We start from the raw sequence: 1590 nt of genomic DNA on the forward strand, positions 1-1590 counted from the left end.
GCTCAATGCCCAGGGCGGACTGGTGACCAGCAACGGTGAACTGCTTGCCAACGTGGGCGCGCTGAGTAACGGCGCTGCGGAAATCTCCAGCCTGGCCGGGGTCACCTTGACTGTGGCGTCCCTGGATAACGTCGCCGGACTGGTGTCGGCCGGCAGCGCCCTGACGATCAACGCCAGCGGTGCCCTGAATAATCAGAACGGGCGTCTGGCCGCCCAGCAAAACCTGCAACTCGCCGCGGCGTCCCTGGACAACAGCCAGCAAGGCTCAATCGTCAGCCAGGGCACCTTGGGCCTGACAGCGCTCGGCGTGCTGGACAACCATCAGGCGGGCAAGATCCAGAGCACCGGCAGTGCACTGATCCACAGCGGCAGTGTGGATAACCATCAAGGCGGTGTGCTGAGCAGCAGCAGCGCGTTGACCCTGACCAGCGGCCAGGTGAACAACAGCGAAGGCGGGCGCATCGCCAGCGCCATGGCCCTGACCGCCAGTGTCAGCGGCCTGGACCAGCACACTCAGGGCCAGTTGAGTGGCGTGACCGGCCTGAGCCTGGACCTGAACCACGGCCTGCTCAACAACCAGAACGCCCTGATCAGCACCCCCGGCGCGCTGCTGCTGAAGAACCTGAATACGGTGGCCAACCAGGGCGGTGAAATCTCCAGCCAACAAGGCTTCACGCTGGCGGCCACCAGCCTCGACAACACCGGCGGCAAGGTCCTTAGCCAGCAGTCGCTGGCGTTGCTCGTCAATCAGACTTTGAACAACCAGGGCGGCCAGGTTTCAGGCAACACCCTGGCGATCAATGCCGGCAGTGTGCTCAACGCGGGTAGCCACATTACGGGCCAAGCGGCACTCGACCTGAACGTTGGCAGCCTCGACAACAGCGCCGGTGGCAGCGTTGCCAGCCAGGGGCGATTGAGCCTCAACAGCGCCGGCTTGTTGAACAACCAGGGCGGCCAGATCAACAGCGTATCGAGCCTGAGTATCAACAGCGCCAGCCTCGACAACAGCCAACAAGGCTCGATCATCAGCCAGGGCACTTTGGGCCTGACGGCGCTCGGTGCACTGGACAATCATCAAGCGGGCAAGATCCAGAGTACCGGCAGTGCGCTGATCAACAGCGGCAGTCTGGATAACCATCAAGCGGGCCTGCTGAGCAGCAGCAACGCGTTGACCCTGACCAGCGGCCAAGTGAACAACAGCGAAGGCGGGCGCATCGCCAGCGCCATGGCCCTGACCGCCAGCGTCAGCGGCCTGGACCAGCACACTCAGGGCCAGTTGAGTGGCGTTACCGGTCTGAGCCTGGACCTGAATAACGGCACGCTCAACAACCAGAACGCCCAGATCACCACCCCCGGCGCGTTGCTGCTGAAGAACCTGAACACGGTGGCCAACCAGGGCGGTGAAATCTCCAGCCAACAAGGCTTCACGTTGGCCGCCACTAGCCTGGACAACACCGGCGGCAAGGTCCTCAGCGAGCAAAACCTCACGCTGCTGATCAACCAAAACTTGAACAACCAGGGCGGCCAGATCAACAGTGGGGCGGGCCTGGAACTCACCAGCGCCAGCCTCGACAACAGCCAGCAAGGCTC

1 pseudogene is annotated in these 1590 nt (G+C 63.3%); it reads left to right on the forward strand.

Features of this window, described 5'->3' with window-relative positions:
• Positions 1-1590 (forward strand): annotated as a pseudogene (locus tag NTD87_RS08435) (adhesin); the annotation flags it as partial.

The sequence above is a fragment of the Pseudomonas sp. 6D_7.1_Bac1 genome (assembly GCF_025465945.1).
Lineage (GTDB): Bacteria > Pseudomonadota > Gammaproteobacteria > Pseudomonadales > Pseudomonadaceae > Aquipseudomonas.